Below are 21,266 nucleotides of genomic sequence, written 5' to 3'. Positions count from 1 at the left end.
TTTGTGCAGCCGACGTTGCGGACCATCGGCGCTCTCGCGCACGGAGGACTCGATGCCCGAGCTACCCGTCCGACCCGACCTCGGCCACCTGAAGAAGCAGGCCAAAGAGCTGCTGCGCGCCTACCGCGACGGCGACCCGGCGGCGGCCGCCCGGTTCCGCGCCACCCTGCCGCACGCCACGGGACCGCACGGCAGTAGGCCACGGCTGCGCGACGCGCAGTCCTGCGTCGCCCGCGAGTACGGCTTCGCGTCGTGGACCGCCCTCCGGCGGTACGTCGAGGAGGTGCGCGGCGTGACGGCCGAGCACTGGCTGCGGCTGGTGTACGCGGGCGACAGCATCGGCGGCACGCACGCCGCCCGGCCGGTCGAGGCCGCCCGCCTGCTGCGCGCCGCCCGCGACCGCGCCGATCTCGGCGGCGCCACCCCCGGCGACGGCGATCCTGGCGGACGACCAGCCCCCGACGGTGGGGGCCGCAACGCCAGCGATCTCGGCGGCGCCACCGACCACCGTGAGGCCCGTGACCGCGCCACCCGCGACCACGCCACCCACGACGGCGCCGCCCCAGGCAGCGGGGCCCGCGACCACGCCACCCACCACGGCGCCACCCCCGGCAGCGGGGCCCACGACCACGCCACCCACCACGGCGCCGCCCCCGGCAGCGGGGCCCGCGGCAGCGCCACCCACGACGGCGGTCTGGGCAGCGGCCCCGGCCGGGACGACCCGCTCGTCGCGGCCGGGGTCGGCCTTCTCGCGGCGGCCGCCGGGGACATCGCCACGGCGACCGGCGACGTCGCGGCCGTGACCGGGGCGATCGCCGCCGATCCCGGCTGGGTGCACCGGCCCGGCGGTGTGCTCGGCCTGCCGCCGCTGGTCGCCGTCGCGCACTCGTCGCTGGTGCGGCTGCCGGAGTTCGCCACCGGCCTCCGCGCCTGCGCCCGCACGCTGCTGACCGCGGGCGCCGACCCGAACCAGGCGGTCGTCCCCGCGGGCGGGCAGCACCCGGTGACGGCGCTGTACGGCGCCGCGGGCGTCACCCACGACCATGAGCTGACGACACTGCTGCTCGCGGCCGGTGCGGACCCGGACGACGGCGAGTCGCTGTATCACTCGCTGGGCGATCGCGAGTGCGCCCGGCTGCTGCTCGCCGCCGGCGCGACCGTCACCGGCACGAACGCGATGTACGCCGCCGCCGACCACGACGACGCCGGGGTGCTGCGGCTGCTGCTCGAGCACGGCGGCGACCCGAACGAGCCGTCGCCGGTGTGGGGGTCGCCGCTGCTGTTCGGGCTGCGGCGGCGGTGCTCGACGCGGTACGTGCGGCTGCTGCTCGACGCCGGGGCCGACCCGCGCGCCGTCACGCCGGACGGGGTCGGCGCGTACCGGCTGGCGCTGCGGTTCGGGCTGACGGAGGCGGCGTCACTGCTGCCGGCCGACGACGCCGGCACTCCGCTGGAGGAGCTGATCGCCGCCTGCGCCCGCGGCGACGGCACCGTCGCCCGCACCCTGCTCGCCGCGCATCCCGGCCTGACCGACCGACTGGACGACGGCCAGCGGCGGCTGCTGCCCGACCTCGCCGGCGAGGGTGCCGCCGACGCCGTCCGGCTGCTGGTCGAGGCCGGCTGGCCGATCGACCAGCCCGGCGGCGACTGGAACGCGACCGCCCTCAACCACGCCGTCTTCCGCGGCGACGCGGCGCTGGCGCGGTTCCTGCTCGAACACGGCGCCGACCCCGCCGTGGTGCACGGCTTCGGCGACACCGTCACCGGGACGCTGGCGTGGGCGAGCAGCAACAACGAGGAACCCGGCATCGTCGCCGACTGGGCCGGCTGTGCCCGTGCGCTCCTCGACCACGGCGTCGAACTGCCGGAGCTCAGCTGAGCGAGGCGGCGTGGTCCGGCACGTAGGTCTGCAGCTCCCGCGGCGGCCGCTCGTACCCCTTGGCGGCCGGCCGCGGCGGCAGCTCCAGCGGCCGCCGCTGCACCTCGTGGTATGGGATGGTCGAGATCAGGTGGGCGATCATGTTGATGCGCGCCGCCCGCTTGTCCTCGCTCTCGACCACGTACCACGGGGCCTCCGGGATGTCCGTGTGCACGAACATGTCGTCCTTCGCGCGCGAGTAGTCCTCCCAGCGGCTGATCGACTCGAGGTCCATCGGCGACAGCTTCCACCGGCGCATCGGGTCCTCCAGCCGCGACCGGAACCGGCGTTCCTGCTCCGCGTCGCTGACGGAGAACCAGTACTTGCGCAGCAGGACGCCGTCCTCGACCAGCATCCGCTCGAACGTCGGGGCCTGGTTGAGGAAGCGCTGGTACTCCTCCTTCGTGCAGAAGCCCATGACCCGCTCGACGCCGGCGCGGTTGTACCAGCTCCGGTCGAACAGGACGATCTCGCCGGCGGCGGGCAGGTGCTCGACGTAGCGCTGGAAGTACCACTGGCCGCGCTGCCGCTCGGTCGGCGCCGGCAGGGCGGCGATGCGGGCGATGCGGGGATTGAGGTACTGCGTGACCCGCTTGATGGTGCTGCCCTTCCCGGCCGCGTCGCGCCCCTCGAACACCACGACGACGCGGGCGCCCTCCTGGCGGACCCACTCCTGCAACGTCACCAGCTGCGCCTGCAGCCGGAACAGCTCCTTCTCGTAGATCTTCTTCGGAAGCCGCTCGTCCTTCTTCGCCACGGTGTCCCCCTACTCGTCGACGGCCGGCAGCGCGAACTGGCTGTTGTACAGGTCGAAGTATGCTCCGCGACGCTCCAGCAGTTCGGCATGCGAGCCCTGTTCGACGATGGCGCCGTCGCGCATGACGAGGATGAGGTCGGCGTCGCGGATGGTCGAGAGGCGGTGCGCGATGACGAAGCTGGTGCGGTCGCTGCGCAGCGCCGCCATGGCGTGCTGGACGAGCACCTCGGTGCGGGTGTCGACCGACGACGTCGCCTCGTCGAGGATGAGGATGGACGGGTCGGCGAGGAACGCCCGCGCGATGGTGAGCAGTTGCTTCTCACCGGCGCTGATGTTGTCGCCCTCCTCGTCGATGACGGTGTCGTAGCCGTCGGGCAGCGAGTGCACGAACCGGTCGACGTAGGTGGCCTCGGCCGCCGCCCGGATCCGCGACTCCGGCGCCGACGGGTCGCCGTAGGCGAGGTTCTCGCGGATGGTGCCGCCGAACAGCCAGGTGTCCTGCAGCACCATGCCGATGTTGGAGCGCAGCTCGTCGCGGCTGAGGTCGGCGATGTCGCGGCCGTCGATGGTGATGCGCCCGCCCTGCAGCTCGTAGAACCGCATGATCAGGTTGACCAGCGTGGTCTTGCCGGCGCCGGTCGGGCCGACGATCGCCACCGTGCGGCCCGGCTCGGCCACCAGCGAGAGGTCCTCGATCAGCGGCTGGTCCGGGTCGTAGCTGAACGTGACGTGCTCGAACTCGACCCGCCCGCGGGCCGGGCCGCCCAGCGTCGCCGGCGTGGCCGGGTCGGGCACCTGCTCGGGCTCGTCCAGCAGCTCGAACACCCGCTCCGCCGACGCGACGCCGGACTGCAGCAGGTTCGCCATCGACGCCAGCTGGGTGAGCGGCTGGGTGAACTGACGGGTGTACTGGACGAACGCCTGCACCTCGCCGAGGCTCATCGACCCGGACGCGACCCGCAGGCCGCCGACGACGGCGATGGCGACGTAGTTGAGGTTCCCGAGGAAGAACATCGCCGGCATGATCAGCCCGGACACGAACTGGGCGCCGAAGCTGGCCTGGTACAGCTCCTCGTTCTTGCCGGCGAACGACTGCTCCACCTCGCGCTGCCGGCCGAACACCTTGACCAGCGCGTGGCCGGTGTAGGCCTCCTCGATCTGCCCGTTCAGCGCGCCGGTGTGCGCCCACTGCGCGACGAACTGCTTCTGCGACCGCTTCGCGACGAGCGCCGTCACCAGCAGCGACAGCGGGATCGTCGCCAGCGCGATCAGCGCCAGCACCGGCGAGATCCAGAACATCATCACCAGCACGCCGATGACGGTGAGCAGCGAGTTCAGCAGCTGGCTCATGGTCTGCTGCAGGCTCTGCGACACGTTGTCGATGTCGTTGGTGACGCGGCTGAGCACGTCGCCGCGGGCGTTGGCGTCGAAGTACTTCAGCGGCAGCCGGTGGATCTTGTCCTCGACGTCGGAGCGCAGCCGGAACACCGTCCGCTGCACGATGGTGTTGAGCAGGTACGCCTGCAGCCACATGAACAGCGACGCGCCCACGTACAGCGCCAGCACGCCCAGCAGCACCGTCCGCAGCGCGTCGAAGTCGACGCCCTGGCCGGGCACGACGTCCATGTGCGCGAGCATGTCGGCGAAGGTGTCCTGGCCGCCGGCGCGCAGGCCCTCGACCGCCTGTTCCTTGCTGACGCCCGCGGGCAGCTGCCGGCCGATGACGCCCTGGAAGATGAGGTCGGTGCCGTGCCCGAGCAGCCGCGGGCCGATGGCGTTGAGCGCGACGCTGACCACGGCCAGCACGAGCACCACCGCGACGCCGGCCCGTTCCGGCCGCAGCCGGCCGATCAGCCGCTTCGCCGACGGGCCGAAGTTCAGCGCCTTCTGCGGCGGGCCGGCCATCGCGGCCATGCCGGGCGGGCCGCCGCCGGGACGGCCGCCCGTCGGCCGCGCGGGCGCGGTCGTCGTCGTGGACCTGGACGCGCTCATGCGGCCTCCTCCGCGGTCAGCTGGGACTCGACGATCTCGGCGTAGGTCGGGCAGGTCTCGATCAGCTCGGCGTGCGTGCCGAGCCCGACGACCGCGCCGTCGTCGAGCACGACGATCTGGTCGGCGTCGATGACGGTGGAGATCCGTTGCGCGACGATGACCACCGCCGCGTTCGTGGTGTGCGGACGCAGCGCCGCCCGCAGCCGGGCGTCGGTGGCGAGGTCGAGCGCCGAGAAGGAGTCGTCGAACAGGTAGATGTCGGGCCGGCGGACCAGCGCGCGGGCGATCGCGAGGCGCTGCCGCTGCCCGCCGGACACGTTGGTGCCGCCCTGCGCGATCGGCGCGTCCAGCCGTTCCGGCATCTCCTCGACGAAGTCGGCGGCCTGCGCGATGCGCAGCGCCTCCCACAGCTCGTCGTCGGTGGCGTCGGGGTTGCCGTAGCGCAGGTTGCTGGCGACCGTCCCGGAGAACAGGTACGCCTTCTGCGGCACCAGCCCGATCCGCTCGCGCAGCGCCTCCGGGTCGAGCCGGCGGACGTCGACACCGCCGACGAGCACCTGGCCGGCGGTGACGTCGATCAGCCGCGGCACCAGGCTGACCAGCGTGGTCTTGCCCGAGCCGGTGCTGCCGACGACGGCGGTCGTGCTTCCCGGCTCGACGGTGAACGTGATGTCGCGCAGCACCGGCGACTCGGCGCCCGGGTAGGCGAACTCGGCGTCGCGCAGTTCCAGCGACACCCGCCGCGGCAGCGTCGTGACCGGGTCGACCGGCGGCACCACCGACGACTCGGTGTCGAGCACCTCGCCGATGCGCTCGGCGCACACCGTCGCCCGCGGCAGCATGACCAGCATGAACGTCGCCATCATGACCGACATCAGGATCTGGATGAGGTAGGTCAGGAAGGCCGTCAGCGAGCCGATCTGCATCTGCCCGTCGTCGACCCGGCCGGCGCCGAACCACAGCACGGCCACGCTGGACACGTTGAAGATCAGCATGACCCACGGGAACATCAGCGCCATCAGCCGGCCCACGTAGAGCGCGGTGTCGGTGAGCGCGGTGTTGGCGACGGCGAACCGGCTCTGCTCCCAGCGCTCGCGGACGAACGCCCGGACCACCCGGATGCCGGTGATCTGCTCGCGCATGACCCGGTTGACGCCGTCGATGCGCTCCTGCATGAGCCGGAAGCCGGGCACCATGCGGCGCACGATCAGTGCGATGCCGAGGATCAGCGCCGGGACGCAGACCAGCAACAGCCAGGCCAGCCCGACGTCCTCGCGCAGCGCCATGATGACGCCGCCGGTGGCCATGATCGGCGCCGTGACCAGCAGCGTGCACGACATCAGCACCAGCATCTGGACCTGCTGCACGTCGTTGGTGTTGCGGGTGATCAGCGACGGCGCGCCGAACCGGCCCACCTCGCGGGCGGAGAACTCGCCGACCCGGTGGAAGATCGCGGCCCGGACGTCGCGGCCGAACGCCATCGCCGTCTTCGCGCCGAAGTACACCGCGCCGACCGTGCAGGTGATCTGCAGCACCGTCGCCGCCAGCATCCACCCGCCGGTGCGGACGATGTAGCCGGTGTCGCCGCGGGCGATGCCGTTGTCGATGATGTCGGCGTTGAGGCTGGGCAGGTACAGCGAGGCCAGCGTGCCGATGAACTGCAGCACGACCACGGCGGCGAGCCAGCGGCGGTACGGGCGCAGGTACGTCCGCAGCAGGGTGATGAGCATGGAACGGCTCCGAACTGGAGTTGTCGGATGTGACGTGTGCTTCGTGTGCCCGGGTCGGAGGGTCAGGGCGAGGGGTCGCCCGCGTCGAGGCAGACGCCGTGCAGCAGCAGGTCGACGACCTCGGCCGGGGTCATCGGCTCGTGGTCGTTGATGAGCGGGTGGAAGCCGGCGAAGGCGAGGATGCGCAACCGCCGGGCCACCTCGACCGGCGAGACCCGCAGCCGGTGCCGGTCGGGCTCGACCAGCGCGGCGATGACGGCCATGATGCCGGCATGCCGCGGCGGCTGCGTCCGGCCGTCGTCGCCCGGCGGCCGGTTGAAGCCGACGGCGACCATGAGCTGGAAGACGCTGGTCAGCCGCTCGTGCAGGATGTCGGCCGCGAGCAGCAGCCGGTGCTCCAGCGGCACGTCGGTGCCGATGGCGCGCAGCCGCCGCTCGGTGTCGCTGGGGTCGATGGCCGCCTCGAGGACCTGCTTGAGCAGGGTGTCCTTGTCGTCGAAGACCCGGAAGATGGTGCCCTCGGCGATGCCGGCCGCCTCGGCGATCTGCCGTGTGCTGACGGCGAAGCCGTGCTCGTAGACCAGCGGCAGGGTGGCCTCGATGATCGCCTCACGTCGCTGATCGGGCGACATGGGCGTTGCGCGAGCCCGGCGCGTCTCGGTGGCCACGGCACGATGCTAAGTGAGTGAGGACTCACTCACAAGCGGATTTCCGGAGCTTCACTCGCCGTTCGCTCCCCGCGAAGCGCGGCGGCGGAGGGATGGTTGGCGGTTTGGTGGGGCCAGAGCACCAGTCAACCGCCAACCATCCCGCTGCCGCCCGCGAACAACGCGCGCGATGGTCGAGGGATCGGTGTCGCCCTGGCGCACATTTCCCTCAACCATCCCGCCACGCGCACGGGATGGTTGGCATTGGAGACCCGAGCACCAGCACACCTCAACCACCCGCCAACCAGCCGGATGCAGGGATGGTTGGCGGAATGGTGGGGCCAGAGCACCAGTCAACCGCCAACCATCCCGCTGCCGCCCGCGAGCAACGCGCGCGATGGTCGAGGGACCGGTGTCGCCCTGGCGGCACATTTCCCTCAACCATCCCCGCCCGGCGGCAGCGGTCGGCGAACGGGCGTACGCTCGAAGGTGTAGGGCCGCTGACGAGGAGGTCAGCATGGGTGCGCTATTCGCTCTCCTCACCATCGTGGTGATCATCGCCCTCATCGGGTACGCCGCGAGCGCCCGCGTCGTCCGTCAGTTCGAGCGTGGCGTCGTGTTCCGGTTCGGCAAGGTGCACGGGCCGCCGCGCGAGCCGGGGTTCGCGTGGATCGCCCCGTTCGTCGACCAGATGCGCAAGGTCAACGTGCAGATCATCACGCTGCCGATCCCCGCGCAGGACGGCATCACGCGCGACAACGTCACGGTGCGCGTCGACGCCGTCGTCTACTTTCGGGTGCACGACCCGGTCGAGGCCGTCGTCGAGGTGCAGGACTACGAGTTCGCCGTGTCGCAGGTGGCACAGACGTCGCTGCGCTCGATCATCGGCAAGAGCGAGCTCGACGACCTGCTGTCCAACCGCGAGTCGCTGAACCAGGGCCTCGCGTTGATGATCGACAGCCCGGCCGTCGGCTGGGGCATCGAGATCGACCGCGTCGAGATCAAGGACGTCGCGCTGCCGGAGACGATGAAGCGCTCGATGTCACGACAGGCCGAGGCGGAGCGGGAGCGGCGGTCGCGGATCATCACCGCCGACGGCGAGCTCCAGGCGTCGCACAAGCTCGCCTCGGCCGCGTCCACGATGTCCGAGACCCCGGCCGCGCTGCAGCTGCGGCTGCTGCAAACCATCGTCGAGGTCGCCGCGGAGAAGAACTCCACGGTCGTCCTGCCGTTCCCGGTCGAGCTGCTGCGCTTCCTGGAGCACGCGACGGAGCCACCGGCCGCGGTGCCGCCGGCCGTCCCGCCGGCCGCCGCCGACACCAACGGCGCCCGGCCGGTGCCCGAACAGCCGCCGCCCCCGCCGCCGTGATGCTAGGGTCTGGCGCATGTACGCGACCGTGCTCGGCCAGTGGTGGCCCGCCTCCTAGGCGGCCCTCCCCCTTCGCGTACCCCACGCAAGCGACCGCCTCCACCGAGGCGGTCGTCGTCGTTTGCGGCCCGTTCCGCCCCGGTCGAGGCTCGACCGGAAGGAACCCCCATGCTGCAGGAGCTCCTCGACGACCCCGCTCCCCCGCCGTTCGCGCTGCTCGCCCGGGCCGGCCGTCCCGGCGTCGAACTGCTGCTCGGTGACGTCGTCGACGTCGACCGGCTGGCGGACATCCCGCTGCCCGGGGGTGAGAGCGCGGCCACGCTGGCGCTGATCCCGTACCGTCAGCTGTCCGAGCGCGGCTTCGAGTGCCACGACGACGGTGCGCCGCTGCGCTGCCTGCGGGTGCGGTCGCGGGTCGCGCTGACGCGGGACGAGGTGCTCGCCGCGGTGGCCGGCGACGTCGACGTGACGCCCGGCGGCTTCGACGTCGCCGACGACGAGTACGCCGACATCGTCGGCCGGGTCATCCGCGACGAGATCGGCCGCGGCGCCGGGGCGAACTTCGTCGTCCGGCGCGACTACCTGGCCCGGCTGACCGGGTCGGTGCCGCACGCGGCGCTGCGGCTGTTCGGCCGGCTGCTCACCGGCGAACCGGGCGCCTACTGGACGTTCGCCGTGCACGCCGGCGACGTGACGATGGTCGGCGCGACGCCCGAACGCCACGTCAGCGTCGACGCCGGCACCGTCGTGATGAACCCGATCAGCGGCACCCACCGGGTCCCGGCCGGCGGCGCGACCACCGGCGGCCTGCTGCGGTTCCTCGCCGACCCGAAGGAGACCGAGGAACTGTTCATGGTCGTCGACGAGGAACTGAAGATGATGAGCGCCGTCTGCGAGGACGGCGGACGGGTGCTCGGGCCGTTCCTCAAGGAGATGCGCCACCTCGTGCACACCGAGTACCTGCTCGAGGGCACGACGCGGCTGGACGTGCGCGACGTGCTGCGCGAGACCATGTTCGCGCCGACGGTCACGGGGTCGCCGCTGGAGAACGCGGCGAGGGTCATCACCCGCTATGAGGTGGGTGGGCGGGGGTACTACGCGGGCGTGGCGGCGCTGATCGAGGGCGACAACGACGGGTTGTCGGTCGACGCGCCGATCCTGATCCGGACCGCCCATCTGGCGCCGGACGGTTCCGTGCGGGTGCCGGTGGGCGCGACGCTGGTGCGGCACTCCGTCGCCGGTCACGAGGTGGCGGAGACGCACGCGAAGGCGGCGGGCGTGCTGACGGCGCTGGGGGTGCTGGCGGGTGGAGGGGCCGCGGGCCCGGCACCGGCCCCGGCCGCGGACCGCGCGCCGTCGCCGTCGTTCGCCGCCGACCCCGAGGTCGCCGCCGCGCTGACCGCGCGCAACCGCACCCTGGCGCCGTTCTGGCTGCGCCCGCAGGGGCAGGACGAGCGGCCGGCACTGGCCGGGCGGTCGGTGCTGATCGTCGACGCCGAGGACCGGTGGACGGCGATGCTGGCGCACCTGCTGCGCCGGCTCGGCATGCGGGCGGAGGTGCGCCGCTGGTCCGCCGTCGACCCGGCCGACGGCGCCGCGTACGACCTGCTGCTGGCCGGTCCCGGTCCGGGCGACCCGCGCGACGTCGACGACCCGCGCATCGCCCGGCTGCACGACGTCGTCCGGGCCCGGCTGGACGCCGACCGCCCGCTGCTCGCCGTCTGCCTGAGCCACCAGGTGCTGGCCGGGCTGGTCGGGCTGCCGCTCGGGCCGCTGCCGCAGCCGTATCAGGGCACGCAGCGGCCGGTGCCGCTGTTCGGCCGCGAGACCCGGGTCGGGTTCTACAACACCTACGCGGCCCGGCTGCCGGCCGGCGCCGAGCCGCCCGGCGTTGAGGTCGCGGCGCACCCGGAGACCGGCGAGGTGTTCGCGCTGCGGGGCGACGGGTTCGCGTCGGTGCAGTTCCACCTGGAATCGATCCTGTCGGCGGACGGCATCGACCTGCTGGCCGAGCTGGTGACCGGCGTGCTCGCGCCCGTCCGCGGCGGGCGGGCGGTCCGCGGCTGACCGACCTGGCCTAGGATCCGGACATGGACGTCCCTGTCGTGACCGAAGAGCTGGTGCGGCAGTTGCGAGACGGCTATCCCCACGTCGCACTCGTCTATGCCGGTGACGGCGTGCTGCTGGTCCGCGGCCCGCGCGGCGGCGTGATCGAGGGCGAACGGCTCTACAGTTCGCAGCGGCTCGACTCCTGGCGGCCCGCCGCGGGCGGCCAGGCGCTGTCCGACCGCGAGCACGCCGCCCGGCTGACGGCGCAACTGACGCCGGCCGTCGAGGAACTCGTCGCGCACGAGCGGGCCGAGGCGATTCTCGGCCAGCTCGCCGCGTACACCGGACCGGACATCTGGGCCGACGTCATCGAGAAGCTGCCCGACTTCGACCGCCGCATACCCGCGGAGTACCCGAGCTACGTCCGGTCCGCCTACGACCAGCGCCACCACGACGCCAACGCCACCACCGCCGAGTTCGTCGCGCTGGGCGAGCGGGTGACCTTCTCGCTGGATCGCCGCGAGAACCGCTGGCATGCGGCGTACACCGAGGGCGGCCGCTGACCTGCTCAGCCCGGAGCGCCGTCCAGCCGCCGCTGCACCTCGTCGGCGCTGAGGTCCTCGGTCAGCCGCGAGACGATCCACTGGATGCCGAACGGGTCGCGCAGGCGGCCCTGGCGCATGCCGTACGGCTGGTCGCCGATCGGGAAGACGACGGTCGCGCCGGCCTGCTCGAGGGCGGCCCCGACGGCGTCCGGATCGGCCACCTCCAGCGTGAACAGGGCGCCGGCGGCGGGGTCGTGCTCGTCGGCATCCTTGATCGACAGCGTGCCGCCGCCCAGCCTGAACTCGGCGTACACCACGCGGCCGCCCGGCCCGGCGTAGCGCACGCCGGGCTCGGCGCCGAGCGCGCGGCGGTAGAAGTCGATCGCGGCGTCCGCCCCGTCGACGACGAGCTTCGGTGTCACGGTCATCGCATCCATGCGTCCATCGTGGCCCGCCGGAGCGGTGGCGCGCTTGGAGAAAACGGTCAGCGCAGCGGGACGTGGTTGTGCTCGGCCGCGGAACGTGGGGCGTAGCGGGCGGGGGTGAGGCCGGTGAGGGCGCGGAAGTCGTTGATGAGGTGGGCCTGGTCGAAGTAGCCGTGCCGGGCCGCGACCTCCGCCCAGTCGACGCCGGGGGCGGTGGCGGCGCGCAGCACCCGCTGCAGCCGCCGGACCCGGCCGAACTGCTTGGGCGACAGCCCGACGGCGGCGCGGAAGCGGCGTTGCAGGGTGGACGCGGACGCGTCGACCCGGGCGGCGACGGCGTGCACGGGAGCGCCGCGGTCGAGCGCCGCGACGGCGTAGGCGAGCGCGCCATCGGGGCCGCCCCCGACCCGCAGCCGCGCCAGCAGCGCCCACTCGAGCACGTCCAGCCGCCGCTGCGGGGTGGGAGCGGCCAGGACCCGCTCGCGCACGCTCGCGCCGTCCGGGCCCCAGAGGTCGGCCAGTGGAGTGACGGGGTCGGTCAGCTCCGCCGCCGGGACGTCGCCGAAGGCCACGACGCCGCCGGGACGGAACACGACGCCGGCGGTGCTGGCCTGGTCGGCGGTGTCGACGCCGATGGGCCGGGCCAGCGGGGCGCAGATGCCGGCGCCACCGACCCCGCCGCGAACGCCGAGGCCAGGGCCCTCGTACCAGTTCAGGCGGTCGGCGGCGAGGTTGACGACGAGCTGCGCGGCGCCGGTGGGCAGGGTGCGGTCGCGGCCGGGCGGCAGCGGCTCGTCGAGGTACCAGAGGTGCTCGACGAACGGCGCGAGCGCGGCGTGTGGCCGGCGGACCAGCATGACCCGACGGTACCCACGGGCACCGACAGTCAGTCGTTGCGGCCGGTGACCGCCAGTCGCGCGCCCAGCCCGATCATCGCGACGCCGCCGACGGCGCTGAAGTGGCCCAGCCGCCCCGGCGACCGGGCGAACCAGTCGCGCGCGGAGCCGGCGCCGATGGCCCAGCAGCTGTCCATGAGGAACGCCATGACCGTGAACACCGCGCCGAACAGCAGCATCTGCACGCTCGCGGCCGCGCCGGCGGGGTCGACGAACTGCGGGAGGACGGCCGCGAAGAACACGATGACCTTGGGGTTCGTCAGCCCGACGACGAACGCCTCGCGCGCGGCACGGCGTGCGCTGGTGAGCCGGACCGCGCCGGCCGCCGTGTCGGCGAAGGACCGGCGGTGCCGGATGGCCTGCACGCCGAGGTAGACGAGGTATGCGGCGCCGACGAACTTGATGACGGTGAAGACGACGATGGAGCGCTCGACGATGGCGCCGAGGCCGAACGCCACGGCCAGCGCCTGCAGGAACGCGCCGGCGGAGTTGCCGGCCGCCGACGCGAGACCGCCGCGACGGCCCAGCACCAGCGCCCGGCCGACGGTGAACAGCACGCTCGGCCCGGGGATCGCGATGAGGATGAACGAGCTGACGACGAACGCCAGCAGGTGAGTCGTCGAGATCAAGACCGCCCCCTCGTCACGGGAATGGAGGCCGGCGGGGAGCCCTCACGCAGGTGCTCCCCGCCGGCCGGAACCGCGGAACCGCGTCAGCGCGCGGCCGTGCCCTCGGTGTAGTCGTCGTCGCTGGACTTGACCCAGGACATCAGCTTGCGCAGCTCGCGGCCGGTGCCCTCGATCGGGTGCGCCTCGCCCTCGGCCCGCAGCCGCTTGAACTCCGGCGCGCCGGCGTCCTGGTCGGCGATGAAGCCGGCCGCCCACGAGCCGTCCTGGATGTCCGTCAGCGCCTGCTGCATGCGCTGCTTCACCGACGCGTCGATGACCTTCGGGCCCGTGGTGTAGTCGCCGTACTCGGCGGTGTCGGACACGCTCCAGCGCTGCTTGGCGATGCCGCCCTCGTACATGAGGTCGACGATCAGCTTGAGCTCGTGCAGCACCTCGAAGTACGCGACCTCGGGCTGGTAGCCGGCCTCGGTCATGACCTCGAACCCGGCCTGCACCAGGTGCGACACGCCGCCGCAGAGCACCGTCTGCTCACCGAACAGGTCGGTCTCGGTCTCTTCGGCGAAGGTCGTCTTGATGCCGCCGGCCCGCAGGCCGCCGATGCCCTTGGCGTACGCGAGCGCGAGCGCCCACGCCGAGCCGCTGGCGTCCTGCTCGACGGCGACCAGCACCGGCACGCCGCGGCCGTCGGCGAACTCGCGCCGCACCAGGTGGCCCGGGCCCTTCGGCGCGACCATGGCGACGTCGACGTTGGCCGGCGGCTTGATGTAGCCGAACCGGATGTTGAAGCCGTGGCCGAAGAAGAGCGCGTCGCCCTCCTGCAGGTTGGGCTCGACGTCGTTGGCGTAGATGTGGCGCTGCACGTGGTCGGGCGCCAGGATCATGATGAGGTCGGCCTCGGCGGCGGCCTCGGCGGGCGTCACGACGCGCAGGCCCTCGGCCTCGGCCTTGGCCCGGCTCTTCGAGCCCTCCTGCAGGCCGACGCGGACGTCCACGCCGGAGTCGCGCAGGCTCAGCGCGTGCGCGTGGCCCTGGCTTCCATAGCCGATGACGGCGACGACCCGCCCCTGGATCACCGAGAGGTCGGCGTCGTCGTCGTAGTACATCTCTGCCACGAGGGCTTCTCCTTCTATCTCTGGGGTTCTATGCAACGCGGTCGACGGGGCGCAGCGCGCGGTCGGTGATGGAGCGCGATCCGCGCCCCACCGCCACCACACCGGACTGCACGAGCTCACGGATACCGTACGGTTCCAGCACCTTGAGCAGCGCGCTCAGCTTGTCCGACGAGCCGGTCGCCTCGATGGTCACCGCGTCGGCGGCCACGTCGACGACCTTCGCCCGGAACAGCTCGACCGTCTGCAGCACGTGCGGCCGGGTCTCGTTGTCCGTGCGCACCTTCACCAGCACCAGCTCGCGCTGGACCGACTGACCGGGGTCGAGCTCGACGATCTTCAGGACGTTGACCAGCTTGTTGAGCTGCTTGGTGACCTGCTCGAGCGGGGAGTCCTCGACGTGGACGACGACCGTCATGCGGGAGACCGACGGATGCTCCGTCGGCCCGACGGCGAGCGAGTCGATGTTGAAGCCGCGGCGCGAGAACAGCGCGGCGATGCGCGCCAGCACACCCGGCTTGTTCTCGACCAGCACCGACAGCGTGTGCTTGCTCATCAGTCGTCGCTCCTGTCCCATTCCGGGGCCATCCCCCGGGCGATCTGGATCTCGTCGTTGCTGGTGCCAGCGGCGACCATGGGCCACACCATGGCGTCGCGGTGGACGCCGAAGTCGACCACGACCGGCCGGTCGTCGACGGCCATGGCCTTCTCGATGGTGGCGTCGACGTCCTCGGCGGTGTCGCAGCGCAGCCCGACGCAGCCGTAGGCCTCGGCCAGCTTGGCGAAGTCGGGGATGCGGCGGCTGCCGAGGTCGGTGTTGGAGTAGCGGCCCTCGTAGAACAGCGTCTGCCACTGCCGGACCATGCCGAGGCTCTCGTTGTTGATGACCGCCACCTTGATCGGGATGCCCTCGATGGCGCAGGTGGCGAGCTCTTGGTTCGTCATCTGGAAGCAGCCGTCGCCGTCGATGGCCCAGACGGTGGCCTCGGGCCGGCCGGCCTTCGCGCCCATGGCCGCCGGGACGGCGTAGCCCATGGTGCCGGCGCCGCCGGAGTTCAGCCAGGTGTTGGGGTTCTCGTAGGAGATGTACTGCGACGCCCACATCTGGTGCTGGCCGACGCCGGCGACGTAGATGGCGTCCGATCCGACCAGCCGCCCGAGTCTTTCGATGACGTACTGCGGCATGAGCTCGCCGTTCTCGGCCGGCGTGTAGCCCAGCGGGTAGTTCTCGCGCCACTGGTCCAGCTGGCGCCACCAGCCGGTGAGGTCGGCCTGCGTGCCGGCGGCGTACTCGGCCTCGACGGCCGGGATCAGCTCGGTGATGACCTCCTTGCAGTCGCCCACGATCGGGACGTCGGCGACGCGGTTCTTGGAGATCTCGGCGGGGTCGATGTCGGCGTGGATGACGGCGGCGTTGGGCGCGAACGACGACAGCTTCCCCGTGACGCGGTCGTCGAACCGGGCGCCCAGCGCGATCAGCAGGTCGGCCTTCTGCAGCGCCGTGACCGCCGCGACGCCGCCGTGCATGCCCGGCATGCCGAGGTGCTGCTGGTGGCTGTCGGGGAACGCGCCGCGCGCGGTCAGCGTGGTGACGACGGGGAACCCGGTCAGCTCGGCCAGCCGGCGCAGCTCGGCCCACGCGCGGGCGCGCAGCACGCCGCCGCCCACGTACAGGACCGGGCGCTTCGCCGACGCCATCAGCCGGGCCGCCTCGCGCACCTGCTTGGCGTGCGGACGGGTGACCGGGCGGTAGCCGGGGAGGTCGAGCTCGACCGGCCAGCGGAACGTCGTCATGGCCTGCATGGCGTCCTTGGCGACGTCGACGAGGACCGGCCCGGGCCGCCCCGTGGTCGCGATGTGGAACGCCTCGGCGATGGTGCGCGGGATCTCCGCGGGGTCGGTGACCAGGTAGTTGTGCTTGGTGATGGGCATCGAGATGCCGCGGATGTCGGCTTCCTGGAACGCGTCGGTGCCGATGGCCGCCGACGCGACCTGGCCGGTGACCGCGACCATCGGGACGGAGTCCATGTGCGCGTCGGCGATGGGCGTGACGAGGTTCGTGGCGCCCGGCCCCGACGTGGCCATGCAGACGCCCGGCTTGCCGGTGGCCAGGGCGTACCCCTCGGCCGCGTGACCGGCGCCCTGCTCGTGCCGGACCAGGATGTGGCGGATCTGCTGGGAGTCGAACATCGGGTCATACGCAGGGAGAATGGCGCCACCGGGAATGCCGAATACGGTGTCGACGCCGACCGCCTCGAGCGAGCGGATGAGGCTGGCGGCGCCCGTCATCGTCGTCCCGTTGTCCCTGGTGGGCTGTCCCTGCGGCATGGCCGGACCCTTCTGCTGTGTGGTCGTGTGTCCGTTTCGAGGTGTCCCGTGCAACAAAAAACCCCTCCGCCCGGTGAGGGCTGACGAGGGGTAGCGCGTCGGCTGGATCGCCTGACGCGCTAATGAAGTACGAGAATGCCGAAACGCACGAATGCACCGTCCCTCACCCGCAGGGTGCACGTCAAGGCAGATCCCCGGATGTCTCACCATCCGGAATCGGCGTTCAGATGCTGGGCGGGAGGCGCGGTCCCCCGCACCGCGCCTCCCGCCGGTCCCGCGTCGCCCCGGGCCGCTCCGGGGCTCACCGCACCCTGGTCCGCCGGGCCCGCCGCCGGCCGCGGACCAGGAGCACCCGGCAGCGCGCCGGCGCCTGCGGCCCGAGGCCGGCACCGAGGACGGACGCCGCCCGGTCGGCGGCCTCGGCGACCTCGTCCAGGTCGGCGCCGGGGTCGAGGGCGGCCCGCAACTCCACGACCACCTCGCGCTGGTCGCGCCAGATCCGGCCGCCACGGGCGGTCACGCCCGGCGTCTCGTCCAGCGCCTCCGACGCCGCGTCGACCAACGCGCCCGAGTCGGCCTCGAGCGCCCCGCGGCGTCCGGTCCCGGGCAGAGTCAGCCGGCCGAGGCTGCGGCGGTGCGCGTGCGCCCGCAACCACAGCAGGCCGAGCACCAGCAGGAGCAGACCCAGCAGCCCGACCGCCCAGGGCCACCAGCTCTCGTCGGTGCGGCCGAGCAGCGCCGAGACGTCGAGCCGGTCGACGGCGTCCGGGATCCAGTCCAGCTCCCAGGCGGCCGCCGCCGCACCGAGTGCCAGCAACGCCAGCCCCACGAGCAGGACGGCGAGCCGCTCGGCCCCGGCCGCCGCCCGGTTCACCGCCGCTCCTTCCGCCGTGCGCCCACGCGCACCTTCGGCGTCCGGACCAGCCGGGCCAGCCGCTCGGTGACGCCCTGCCGCACCTCGGCGGGCGTCCCCGGCTCGCCGTCCGTGCGCACCCGGACGCGGACGCCCCGCCGCCGTGCCCGTGCGCTCGCGTCGAGCACCCCGCCATGACCGGCCGCGCTGTCGACCGTCAGCTCCTCGACGGCGCCGCGCGTGGCGAACACACCGGTCCGCGCCGCGACGGGGAGCGACCGGCGCGGCCGCGGCCAGAGCGCCGCCAGGACGAGCAGCAGGCCCACGACGGCGACTGCGATGCCGGCCGGAACCATCCAGTCCTGCGGCTCCAGCCCGTCCAGCCACTCCAGCGCCGGCTCGACCAACTTCCGCCCGTCGACGACGTCGCCCTGCACCAGCGCGTCGTAGACGCCGGCGGCGCCCAGCGCGACGAGGAGCAGCGCCACCAGCAGCCCGGCCTTGCGGGCGATCCCGGGCGCGGCCGGCCGGCCCGCCGCCGGCAGCGGCTCGGCCTCCGGCGGCGGCCGGTACGGCGCGACCGCCGCCACTCGCACGTCCACGCGGTCGACGGTGAGCCCGGTGAGCTCGCCGACCTCGCGGGCGACGGCGTCGCGGACGTCGGCGGCGAGGCCGGGCAGCGCGCGACCCCCCGGCGCGCTGACCTCGGCCTCGACGCGGACATGCCGGCCCAGCACCCGGGCCGAGGCGTGTGGCAGCCGCCGGCGGCCGAGGCGCTCCCACATCGTGGTCTGCTCCGTGCGCCCGGCGACGGTCGCGGCGGCCTGCTCGGCGATCTTCCGGACGACGCGCTCGTGGATGACGAGCCGGCCGCGGGCGTCGGCCTCCGCCGCCTCTACCCCCGTGGTCACGTCACTCCCGGTCCCGGCCGCGCAGGACCGCGGTGACGTCCAGCTCGCCGGACACCTGGCCGGCCACCGCCGCGCCCAGCAGCCCGAGCAGCACCGCGACGACGAACCCCCAGAAGCCGCCCGCCGCCGCGGCCACCCCGAGCAGCAGGCCCGCGAACAGGCCGATGGTCACCGTGTTCATGCGCCGCCCCCGTGACCCGCGGGCTCGGCCGGCCCGGCGACGTCGTCGACCACCACGTGCACCTCGCCGGGCACCAGCCGCGCCACCGCCCGCCGGACGGCGTACGCCGTCGCCGGCACCGGCTGGTCCCAGTGCACGACCACGTGCACCTCGGCGTTGCCGACGTCGTCGATCCGGACGCCGGGCACCCGCCGGCCCACGAGGTGCGTCGCGACCTCGCCGAACAGCCCGCCGTAGAGCCCCGCCACGCCCGGCACCGCGCCCACGGCCGCCGCGACGATCTCGGCCGGGTCGGCGTCCGCCGTCAGCCGCTCCATCGAGATCATTCGACCCGGCTCTCGCGCTGGTCCCCGTCGTCCTCGCCCTCGAGGTAGACGTCGTTGACGGTGACGTTCACCTCGGTGACCTCGAGCCCGGTCATCCGCTCCACCGCGGCGATCACGTTGCGCCGGATGCCGGTCGAGAGGTCCACGACGGACACCCCGTACTCGGCGACGATGTCGATGTCGACGGCCGCCTGGCGCTCTCCCACCTCGACCGAGACGCCCTGCTGGAGGTTCGTGCGCGAGCCGGGGATCCGTTCCCGGATGGCCCCGACCATCCGGGCGGCCCCGCCACCGAGGTCGTGCACGCCGGAGACCTCGCGCGCGGAGATCCCGGCGATCTTCGACACGACGCTGTCGGCGATGGTGGTCCGGCCCATCTCCGTCACCAGCGGCCCCTGCGCCGGCTCCCGCTGCTGCTCGCGGGTCGCGGCGGACGCCCCGCTCGTCGTCCCGCTCGCCCCGCTCGTCCCCCACTGCTCGCCGTCGACGGCATGGTCGGTCCGTCCGTGGTCATCGCTGACCTCCCCCTGGTCGCTGACCGCTCGCGCGGCTGTCAGTCGTTAGACACGCGATCCCGGACGGACGTCACGCATGTTTTCCGACATTCCGGTCATGGGATCGGTGTGAGCGACGGGTCCGGGCTGCCGGAGCAGCTGGACGACCTGGTCCTGGCCCGCCGCGCGGGACTCGGCGACCGGGTGGCCTTCGGCGTCATCGCGCGGCGGCACGGCCCGGTCATGTACCGGCTCGCCCGCCGGGTCCTCCTCGACGACGGTGACGCCGAGGAGGCGGTGCAGGACGCGCTGCTGGCGGCGTGGCGGCACCTGGCCGACTTCCGCGGCGCGGCGGCGCTGCGCAGCTGGCTGCTGCGGCTGACCCTCAACAAGGCGCACAACGTGCGGCGCAAGCGCCGCCCCGTCCCGCTGGAGGCCGGCGAGCACCCGGCGCCGGCCGACCCCGGCGGCGACCCCGCGCACGGCATCATCGAGAACGAGCTGGTGGCCGCGCTCGACGACGCGCTGGCCGGCCTGCCCGAGCCGCAGCGGGTGGCCTGGCTGCTGCGCGAGGTCGACGAGCTCAGCTACGAGGAGATCGCCGAGATCATGCACACCTCCCGCGACGTCGTCCGCGGACTGCTGCACCGGGCCCGGCGGCGGCTCGCGGAGAGGCTGGCCGCATGGCGCTGACCCCCGGCTCCGGCGACGATCCCGGCACCGCCGTGGTCGACCGCGCCGCGTCCGCACTGCGCGGCTACACCGACCACGGCTGGACGGCGTCGTCGCAGCGGATCCTGCAGTCCGTCCTCGCCGCCACCCGCCGGTCCCGGCCCGTGCGCGCCCACGACGGCGCCGGCGTCTTCCACGTCAGCGACCAGGTGGTCACCAGTCACCTCCAGGCCGCCGTCGACGCCGTCGACGGCGTGCAGGCCACCCACGTCCGGCTCGACCTCGACGGCGACCTCCTCACGTCACTGCTGGTCACCGTCGCCGTCCGCTACCCCGAACCGGTCCACCCGCTCGCCGAGTCCGTCCGGCGGGCGGCGTACGAGACGGTCCGCTCCGTCCTCGGCGCGGACGCACCGCCGCTTCCCGCCGCCCGCATCGACGTCCACATCGGCGACGTGGACGAGCGGCCCGCCTGACTCCGCGCGGCATGGCAATTCTTGCCATCGGCGGGCTATCCTGCCTTCGTGAGCACCATGAACATCTCGCTCCCCGAAGCGCTCAAGACGTTCGTCGAGCAGCAGGTCGCGGAGCGCGGTTACGGCACGAGCAGCGAGTACGTGCGAGAGCTGATCCGCCGCGACCAGGACCAGCAGCGGCTCCGGGCGCTCGTCCTCGACGGCGCCGCTTCCGCGCCGGCCGGTGTCGCCGACGCCGCCTACTTCGACGGGCTCCGCGCCCGCATCGGGTCGCCGGTCGAGGAGTGAGCGGCAAGCCCGTGCTCCTGCGCGAACGGGTCACGCAGGACGTCGACGACGCGATCTCCTTCTTCCTGAAGGAGCACGCCCAGCGCGCGGCCGCCGACTTCATCGACGCGCTCGAGGGCGCGTACGGCCTCGTCGGCCGCCACCCAGAGGTGGGATCCACGCGTTACGGCCACGAGTTGGACCTCCGCGGCCTCCGCACGGTTCCGGTGGACGGCTTCCCGTACCTCGGGATCTACGTCGAGCGCGACGACCACGTCGACGTCTGGCGAGTTCTCCACACGAAGCGAGACATCCCCGCGTCGTTCACCGGCCGCGAGTAGACCGCGCCGCGCGGACCAGCGCGTACCGGCGCCAGCCAGCGCGAGAGGTCCGGCGACCTGAACACCAGTGCCACCAGCAGCGCGATCAGCCCGCCGCACGCCAGACCGGCGACGGCGTAGGCGCCGTAGCGGCGGGCGACCGGCGGATCGGGCGGCAGCCGGCGCTCGATCCAGCCCGCCGCCGGCAGCCCGAGGACCACGACCGCGGCCAGCCAGACCGGCGTCGCGGCGGCGACCGCGGTCGGCAGCAGCGGGTTCAGGCTCATGGTGAGGACCGCCACCACCAGCCCCACGTACGAGCCGGCCAGCCCGGCGAGCGCCCCGCCCACCCCGAGCCGCCCGCCGTTCATC

The 21,266-nt window shown here is 73.3% G+C and carries 24 protein-coding genes; 8 read left to right on the top strand and 16 right to left on the bottom strand.

From position 1 onward, the window contains the following. Positions 1 to 52 precede the first annotated feature (52 nt). Positions 53 to 1,879 (top strand): ankyrin repeat domain-containing protein, encoded by a 1,827-nt coding sequence (locus BLV02_RS37060; protein WP_069114584.1) that lies wholly within the window; start codon positions 53 to 55, stop codon positions 1,877 to 1,879. On the opposite strand, the gene ppk2 is transcribed toward BLV02_RS37060, so the two are convergent. The 4 genes from ppk2 to BLV02_RS06750 all read right to left on the bottom strand — a co-directional run bounded on the left by ppk2 (position 1,872) and on the right by BLV02_RS06750 (position 7,065). Beyond that, a complete protein-coding gene (gene ppk2, locus BLV02_RS06765; protein ID WP_069114585.1) occupies positions 1,872 to 2,675 on the bottom strand; it encodes a polyphosphate kinase 2 in 804 nt (267 codons plus the stop codon). The genes BLV02_RS37060 and ppk2 overlap by 8 nt on opposite strands. A gap of 9 nt (positions 2,676 to 2,684) precedes the next feature. After that, on the bottom strand, positions 2,685 to 4,667 hold the full coding sequence (locus BLV02_RS06760; protein ID WP_069114586.1) for an ABC transporter ATP-binding protein: 1,983 nt from the start codon (positions 4,665 to 4,667) through the stop codon (positions 2,685 to 2,687). Further along, positions 4,664 to 6,397 (bottom strand): ABC transporter ATP-binding protein, encoded by a 1,734-nt coding sequence (locus tag BLV02_RS06755; RefSeq protein WP_069114587.1) that lies wholly within the window; start codon positions 6,395 to 6,397, stop codon positions 4,664 to 4,666. The genes BLV02_RS06760 and BLV02_RS06755 overlap by 4 nt, the downstream gene beginning before the upstream one ends. A 62-nt stretch (positions 6,398 to 6,459) precedes the next feature. Beyond that, a complete protein-coding gene (locus BLV02_RS06750) occupies positions 6,460 to 7,065 on the bottom strand; it encodes a TetR/AcrR family transcriptional regulator (protein ID WP_141711844.1) in 606 nt (201 codons plus the stop codon). Positions 7,066 to 7,561: 496 nt separating this feature from the next. On the opposite strand from BLV02_RS06750, the gene BLV02_RS06745 reads away from it, so the two are divergent. The 3 genes from BLV02_RS06745 to BLV02_RS06735 all read left to right on the top strand — a co-directional run bounded on the left by BLV02_RS06745 (position 7,562) and on the right by BLV02_RS06735 (position 11,025). Next, a complete protein-coding gene (locus BLV02_RS06745) occupies positions 7,562 to 8,413 on the top strand; it encodes a slipin family protein (protein WP_069114589.1) in 852 nt (283 codons plus the stop codon). Between the two features lie 168 nt (positions 8,414 to 8,581). Continuing rightward, a complete protein-coding gene (locus BLV02_RS06740) occupies positions 8,582 to 10,480 on the top strand; it encodes an anthranilate synthase family protein (RefSeq protein WP_069114590.1) in 1,899 nt (632 codons plus the stop codon). 23 nt (positions 10,481 to 10,503) lie between these two features. After that, the gene (locus BLV02_RS06735; protein ID WP_069114591.1) at positions 10,504 to 11,025 is read left to right on the top strand and encodes a hypothetical protein; all 522 of its coding nucleotides are present in this window, start codon (positions 10,504 to 10,506) and stop codon (positions 11,023 to 11,025) included. 5 nt (positions 11,026 to 11,030) lie between these two features. Here the strand turns inward: BLV02_RS06735 and BLV02_RS06730 are convergent, their stop codons facing one another. The 11 genes from BLV02_RS06730 to BLV02_RS06680 all read right to left on the bottom strand — a co-directional run bounded on the left by BLV02_RS06730 (position 11,031) and on the right by BLV02_RS06680 (position 19,054). Beyond that, positions 11,031 to 11,444, bottom strand: a complete 414-nt coding sequence (locus BLV02_RS06730) for a VOC family protein (RefSeq protein ID WP_069114592.1) — start codon at positions 11,442 to 11,444, stop codon at positions 11,031 to 11,033. 47 nt (positions 11,445 to 11,491) lie between these two features. Then, positions 11,492 to 12,289, bottom strand: a complete 798-nt coding sequence (locus tag BLV02_RS06725; RefSeq protein WP_069114593.1) for a helix-turn-helix domain-containing protein — start codon at positions 12,287 to 12,289, stop codon at positions 11,492 to 11,494. A 29-nt stretch (positions 12,290 to 12,318) separates the two neighbouring features. Continuing rightward, on the bottom strand, positions 12,319 to 12,957 hold the full coding sequence (locus tag BLV02_RS06720) for a LysE family translocator (RefSeq protein WP_069114594.1): 639 nt from the start codon (positions 12,955 to 12,957) through the stop codon (positions 12,319 to 12,321). A gap of 83 nt (positions 12,958 to 13,040) precedes the next feature. Further along, a complete protein-coding gene (gene ilvC / locus BLV02_RS06715) occupies positions 13,041 to 14,069 on the bottom strand; it encodes a ketol-acid reductoisomerase (protein WP_069114595.1) in 1,029 nt (342 codons plus the stop codon). A 28-nt stretch (positions 14,070 to 14,097) separates the two neighbouring features. Next, complete coding sequence (gene ilvN, locus BLV02_RS06710; RefSeq protein WP_069114596.1) at positions 14,098 to 14,622, bottom strand: acetolactate synthase small subunit; 525 nt, start codon at positions 14,620 to 14,622, stop codon at positions 14,098 to 14,100. Beyond that, positions 14,622 to 16,451, bottom strand: a complete 1,830-nt coding sequence (locus BLV02_RS06705; RefSeq protein WP_342762378.1) for an acetolactate synthase large subunit — start codon at positions 16,449 to 16,451, stop codon at positions 14,622 to 14,624. The genes ilvN and BLV02_RS06705 overlap by 1 nt, the downstream gene beginning before the upstream one ends. Positions 16,452 to 16,695: 244 nt before the next feature. Beyond that, on the bottom strand, positions 16,696 to 17,268 hold the full coding sequence (locus BLV02_RS06700) for a hypothetical protein (RefSeq protein ID WP_069114598.1): 573 nt from the start codon (positions 17,266 to 17,268) through the stop codon (positions 16,696 to 16,698). Beyond that, entirely contained in the window at positions 17,265 to 18,158 is an 894-nt protein-coding gene (locus BLV02_RS06695) for an Asp23/Gls24 family envelope stress response protein (protein WP_069114599.1), read from the bottom strand. Before BLV02_RS06695 ends, BLV02_RS06700 begins: the two co-directional genes overlap by 4 nt. A gap of 1 nt (position 18,159) precedes the next feature. Beyond that, positions 18,160 to 18,339, bottom strand: coding sequence for a hypothetical protein (locus tag BLV02_RS06690; RefSeq protein WP_069114600.1), 180 nt, complete (start codon positions 18,337 to 18,339; stop codon positions 18,160 to 18,162). Further along, positions 18,336 to 18,656 carry an Asp23/Gls24 family envelope stress response protein gene (locus BLV02_RS06685; RefSeq protein ID WP_141711845.1) on the bottom strand — a complete coding sequence of 107 codons (321 nt, stop codon included), beginning with the start codon at positions 18,654 to 18,656 and terminating at the stop codon, positions 18,336 to 18,338. The genes BLV02_RS06690 and BLV02_RS06685 overlap by 4 nt, the downstream gene beginning before the upstream one ends. A 5-nt stretch (positions 18,657 to 18,661) precedes the next feature. Then, positions 18,662 to 19,054, bottom strand: coding sequence for an Asp23/Gls24 family envelope stress response protein (locus BLV02_RS06680; RefSeq protein WP_074946177.1), 393 nt, complete (start codon positions 19,052 to 19,054; stop codon positions 18,662 to 18,664). Positions 19,055 to 19,288: 234 nt separating this feature from the next. On the opposite strand from BLV02_RS06680, the gene BLV02_RS06675 reads away from it, so the two are divergent. The 4 genes from BLV02_RS06675 to BLV02_RS06660 are packed head-to-tail and all read left to right on the top strand — an operon-like array spanning position 19,289 to position 20,915. Beyond that, a complete protein-coding gene (locus BLV02_RS06675; RefSeq protein WP_069114602.1) occupies positions 19,289 to 19,852 on the top strand; it encodes an RNA polymerase sigma factor in 564 nt (187 codons plus the stop codon). Next, entirely contained in the window at positions 19,843 to 20,307 is a 465-nt protein-coding gene (locus tag BLV02_RS06670; RefSeq protein WP_069114603.1) for a hypothetical protein, read from the top strand. The genes BLV02_RS06675 and BLV02_RS06670 overlap by 10 nt, the downstream gene beginning before the upstream one ends. Before the next feature lie 48 nt (positions 20,308 to 20,355). After that, on the top strand, positions 20,356 to 20,595 hold the full coding sequence (locus BLV02_RS06665) for a type II toxin-antitoxin system ParD family antitoxin (RefSeq protein ID WP_069114604.1): 240 nt from the start codon (positions 20,356 to 20,358) through the stop codon (positions 20,593 to 20,595). Next, the gene (locus tag BLV02_RS06660; protein ID WP_069114605.1) at positions 20,592 to 20,915 is read left to right on the top strand and encodes a type II toxin-antitoxin system RelE/ParE family toxin; all 324 of its coding nucleotides are present in this window, start codon (positions 20,592 to 20,594) and stop codon (positions 20,913 to 20,915) included. Before BLV02_RS06665 ends, BLV02_RS06660 begins: the two co-directional genes overlap by 4 nt. On the opposite strand, the gene BLV02_RS06655 is transcribed toward BLV02_RS06660, so the two are convergent. After that, on the bottom strand, positions 20,828 to 21,265 hold the full coding sequence (locus BLV02_RS06655; RefSeq protein ID WP_069114606.1) for a hypothetical protein: 438 nt from the start codon (positions 21,263 to 21,265) through the stop codon (positions 20,828 to 20,830). The two genes, BLV02_RS06660 and BLV02_RS06655, sit on opposite strands and share 88 nt — an antisense overlap. Position 21,266: the final 1 nt, after the last annotated feature.

Origin of the sequence: Jiangella alba (assembly GCF_900106035.1) — a bacterium.
GTDB classification, from domain to species: domain Bacteria; phylum Actinomycetota; class Actinomycetes; order Jiangellales; family Jiangellaceae; genus Jiangella; species Jiangella alba.
Note: the sequence above shows the minus strand (reverse complement) of the source record. Positions and strands in the feature narration are given on the sequence as shown.

Coding starts and splice junctions, on each gene's coding strand:
- BLV02_RS37060 (WP_069114584.1), top strand. CDS start 53: ATGCCCGAGCTACCCGTCCGACCCGACCTCGGCCACCTGAAGAAGCAG.
- BLV02_RS06760 (WP_069114586.1), bottom strand. CDS start 4,667: ATGAGCGCGTCCAGGTCCACGACGACGACCGCGCCCGCGCGGCCGACG.
- BLV02_RS06755 (WP_069114587.1), bottom strand. CDS start 6,397: ATGCTCATCACCCTGCTGCGGACGTACCTGCGCCCGTACCGCCGCTGG.
- BLV02_RS06745 (WP_069114589.1), top strand. CDS start 7,562: ATGGGTGCGCTATTCGCTCTCCTCACCATCGTGGTGATCATCGCCCTC.
- BLV02_RS06740 (WP_069114590.1), top strand. CDS start 8,582: ATGCTGCAGGAGCTCCTCGACGACCCCGCTCCCCCGCCGTTCGCGCTG.
- BLV02_RS06735 (WP_069114591.1), top strand. CDS start 10,504: ATGGACGTCCCTGTCGTGACCGAAGAGCTGGTGCGGCAGTTGCGAGAC.
- BLV02_RS06730 (WP_069114592.1), bottom strand. CDS start 11,444: ATGGATGCGATGACCGTGACACCGAAGCTCGTCGTCGACGGGGCGGAC.
- BLV02_RS06725 (WP_069114593.1), bottom strand. CDS start 12,289: ATGCTGGTCCGCCGGCCACACGCCGCGCTCGCGCCGTTCGTCGAGCAC.
- ilvN (WP_069114596.1), bottom strand. CDS start 14,622: ATGAGCAAGCACACGCTGTCGGTGCTGGTCGAGAACAAGCCGGGTGTG.
- BLV02_RS06690 (WP_069114600.1), bottom strand. CDS start 18,339: ATGAACACGGTGACCATCGGCCTGTTCGCGGGCCTGCTGCTCGGGGTG.
- BLV02_RS06685 (WP_141711845.1), bottom strand. CDS start 18,656: ATGGAGCGGCTGACGGCGGACGCCGACCCGGCCGAGATCGTCGCGGCG.
- BLV02_RS06670 (WP_069114603.1), top strand. CDS start 19,843: ATGGCGCTGACCCCCGGCTCCGGCGACGATCCCGGCACCGCCGTGGTC.
- BLV02_RS06655 (WP_069114606.1), bottom strand. CDS start 21,265: ATGAACGGCGGGCGGCTCGGGGTGGGCGGGGCGCTCGCCGGGCTGGCC.